Source organism: Deltaproteobacteria bacterium GWC2_65_14, assembly GCA_001797615.1.
Classification (GTDB): domain Bacteria; phylum Desulfobacterota; class Deferrimicrobia; order Deferrimicrobiales; family Deferrimicrobiaceae; genus GWC2-65-14.
On sequence record MGPV01000031.1, the window covers coordinates 23,604 to 27,343 of the forward strand.

Annotated in this window: 2 protein-coding genes and 2 pseudogenes (2 of these 4 cut by a window edge); all 4 read left to right on the top strand. The window is 70.0% G+C overall.

Annotated features, from left to right (window positions below; all coding sequences use genetic code 11):
* Positions 1-389: pseudogene (locus A2X88_03875) on the top strand (C4-dicarboxylate ABC transporter permease) (it extends 882 nt beyond the left edge of the window).
* Positions 390-407: 18 nt separating this feature from the next.
* The gene (locus tag A2X88_03880; protein ID OGP34397.1) at positions 408-2,249 is read left to right on the top strand and encodes an indolepyruvate oxidoreductase; all 1,842 of its coding nucleotides are present in this window, start codon (positions 408-410) and stop codon (positions 2,247-2,249) included.
* A 26-nt stretch (positions 2,250-2,275) separates the two neighbouring features.
* The gene (locus tag A2X88_03885) at positions 2,276-2,839 is read left to right on the top strand and encodes an indolepyruvate oxidoreductase (GenBank protein OGP34399.1); all 564 of its coding nucleotides are present in this window, start codon (positions 2,276-2,278) and stop codon (positions 2,837-2,839) included.
* A pseudogene (locus A2X88_03890) lies at positions 2,833-3,740 on the top strand (phenylacetate--CoA ligase); it runs 385 nt beyond the window's last position. The gene A2X88_03885 and the pseudogene A2X88_03890 overlap by 7 nt, the downstream one beginning before the upstream one ends.

The window sequence follows — 3,740 nt, forward strand, 5'->3', positions numbered from 1 at the left end:
CCTTCGAGGCCGCCGCGTGGATCCAGACGCTCGCCCTGCCCAAGTGGATGGTGCTCTGGGTGATCCTGCTCTGCTACATCGTCGGGGGATGCGTCATGGACGCCCTCGCCTTCCTCCTCGTCTCGCTTCCGATCTTCTACCCCCTCGTCGTCCAGCTGGGGTACGATCCCATCTGGTTCGGCCAGGTGATCACGATCGTCACGACGATGGGCTCCATCATGCCTCCCATCGGGATCTGCTGCTACGTCGTCTCCGGCATGTCGGGCATCCCGCTGGCGACGGTCTTCCGGGGGGGCTTCTATTACCTGCCGTCCTACATCGTCTCGGTCGTCATCCTCATGGTCTCTCCCTACTGGACGGTGCTCGTGCTGTCCGACCTGGTGAAGTAGGGGAGGGGGGGGATTTTCGTGGGCAGCCGGTTTCTCGCGCTCGGAAACGAGGCCATGGCGCACGCCCTCGTGGAGAACGGGTGCCGGGTCGCCTCCTCCTATCCCGGGACGCCCGCGTCGGAGATCCTTTCCTCTGTGGCGAAGATCGGGAAGGCCCGCGGCATCCGGATGCACGCGGAGTGGGCGGTCAACGAGAAGGTGGCCTTCGAGATCGCCTACACCGGGAGCCTGACGGGGCTGCGCACGGCGGTCAGCATGAAGCAGGTGGGCCTTTCCGTCGCCTCCGATCCGCTGATGAGCGCCGCCTACACGGGAGTCGCGGGCGGCTTCCTCGTGATCAGCGCGGACGATCCGGGCCCCCACTCCTCGCAGACGGAGCAGGACAGCCGCCTGCTGGCCATGATGGCCAAGGTCCCCGTCCTCGACCCGGCCTCCCCGGCGGAGGCCATGGAGCTGATCGCGAAGGGGTACGAGCTCTCGGAGAGATTCCGGATCCCCGTGATGCTTCGCCCCACCACGCGGGTCTGCCACGCCTGCCAGGACATCGCGGCGGGGGAGATCCTTTCCGTTCCGCCGGACGCCGACTTCCGGAAGGACCCCGCCCGCTGGGCGGCAACCCCGGCCTTTCGCCTTGCCCTCCACCGGGAGCTTGCGGAGAAGATCGCGGCGATCTCCTCATGGGCGCCGACTGCGCCGCGCCTCGTGAACCCCGGCGCCTCCGGCGTGCGAGCCGTGGTGGCCTCCGGCGTCGCGGCGGCCCACGCCCGGGAGATCCTGCCGGAACTTGGGCTGTGGGACCGCGTTCCCCTCTACCAGGTCTTGCAGCCCTATCCGCTCCACTCCGAGTTCGTCTCCCGCCTGCTCGCCTCCTTCGAGGAGATCCTCGTTCTCGAGGAACCCGCGGGAGTGATCGAGATGCAGTTCCTGGACCGGAGCCGGGTGCGCGGGAAGATGACCGGCGCGGTCCCGGAGGTGGGAGAGCTTCTCCCGGAAACCGTGGAGCGGATCCTCGCGCGGTTCGCCGGACTGGCCGTGGAGACGGCCGGGGCGGAACCTCAGGTGCGGGAGGGGAGGCGCCCGACCCTGTGCGCCGGCTGCTCCCACCGGGCGGCCTTCTACGCGATCCGGAAGGCGGCGCCGAAGGGGATCTACCCGAGCGACATCGGGTGCTACACGCTCGGCCTGAACCTGGGCGGCGTCGACACGGTCCTGTGCATGGGCGCCGCGGTCAGCCAGGCCGCCGGCTTCTACCAGGCCTACCGGCTCGCGGGGAAGACGGTCGACATCGTGGCCACCATCGGCGACTCCACCTTCTACCACGCCGGCATCCCGCCGCTCATCGACGCGGTGGTGCAGGGAGCGCGCTTCGTCCTGGTGATCCTGGACAATGCCACGACCGCGATGACCGGGTTCCAGCCGACGCCGGCCACGGGGACCGGGGCGGCCGGCGAGCCGACGGCCGCTGCGGACATGGAGGCGATCGTCCGCGGCTGCGGGGTCGGGTACTGCAAGGTCGGAGTCCCCGGACGGCTTCCGGAGTTCGTCGCCCTTCTGCAGGAGGCCCTGGCCTACAGCCGGGAGAGGGGTCCGGCGGTGGTCATCGCGCGGGAGCCGTGCGCGGTGATGGAGAGGATCCGGGGGGGGCGTCTTCCCGGCGCGCGCAGTGTGTCCGTCACCGACGCCTGCACCGGGTGCCGGCACTGCATCACCCACTTCGAGTGCCCGGCTCTCCGCTGCGGGGAGGGGGAGGAACGCGCGCAGGTCGACGGGGTCCTGTGCACCGGGTGCGGGGTCTGCATCGACGTCTGTCCCGTCGGCGCGATCCAATGGGAGCCGGTGGAGGAGGAGGGGTCCCGGTGAGCGCATCGCGGGAAGGATCCGCCCCCGTGCGGCAGCAGATCCTCGTGAGCGGCCTGGGAGGGCAGGGGGTGCTGTTCCTGACGCGCCTCCTCGCGGACGCCGCCATCCGGCGAGGGGTACCGGTCCTCACGTCGGAGACGCACGGAATGGCCCAGCGCGGGGGAGTCGTCGTTTCCCATCTCAAGGCGGGGGACTTTTCCAGCCCGCTGATCCGGGCATCCCGGGCCGACGGGCTTCTCCTGCTGTCGGAGGAAAACCTCGCCGCGCACCGCGGGTTCCTGCGTCCCGGCGGGTGGATGGTGGTGAACGGATGCTCCACGCCGGAGGGCCCCCGGGCCCATCTCCTCGACGCCGACGGGCTGGCCCGGGAGGCGGGCAACCCCCAGGGAGCGAACCTCGTCCTCCTGGGGTTCGCGCTGGGGCGCCTCGGGACGGTCGGCGGCGGTGGGGGGCTCTATTGCTCGGCCGGGGATGTGCGGGCGGCGCTGGAGGCGCGTGTGGGAACGGCGGAGCATCTTCTGGGGGCCTCCCTTGCCGCCCTGGACCTGGGATTCCGCCGCGGAACGGGGGATCATTGTCCCCCATGCTGAAGCGCTTCCCCCCGAAATACGGGACGATGGAGGAACGGGCCGCGCACCAACTCCTGGGGCTGCAGTGGACGGTGTCCCACGCCTGGAGGAATTCCCCCTTCTACCGCCGAAGGCTCGAGGGGGCAGGCATCGCCCCCGGCGACATCCGTTCGCTCGCGGACCTTGCCCGGCTTCCCTTCACCACCGCGGAAGACCTGCGGGACGGATATCCGCTTCCCCTGCTGGCGGTCGATCCGGAGAGGATCGTGCGCATCCACTCCTCTTCCGGGACGACCGGGAAGCGGAAGATCCTCTGCTACACGCGCAAGGACCTCGACGACTGGCTCGTCATGTTTTCCCGCTGCTACGAGATGGCGGGGCTCACCCGGGACGACCGGGTGCAGATCTGCGTCGGGTACGGGCTCTGGACCGCCGGCGTGGGGTTCCAGCTGGGAGCGGAGAATTTCGGCGCGATGACGATCCCTTCGGGCCCCGGGAACCTCGACCTGCAGTGCACCTTCCTCCTGGATCTGCGGACGACGGTCCTCTGCTGCACGGCGTCGATGGGGCTGCTGCTGGCCGAGGAGACGCACGCGCGCGGGATCCGGGACCGGCTTGCCCTGAAGAAGGTCATCCTGGGGGCGGAGCGGACCAGCGACGCCACGATCGCCACGATCAAGGAGCTGCTGGGGGTGCGGGAGGTCTACGACATCCCGGGGCTGACCGAATTGTACGGTCCGGGCACGGGGCTCTCCTGCCGGCGCGAGTCGGGGATCCACTACTGGGACGACTTCTACCTCCTGGAGCTGCTGGAGCCCGAGACGCTTGCGCCCGTCCCCCCCGGCGGGATCGGGGAGATGGTCTACACCACGCTCGGGAAGGAGGCGGCCCCGCTCATCCGGTACCGCTCGCGCGACCTGAC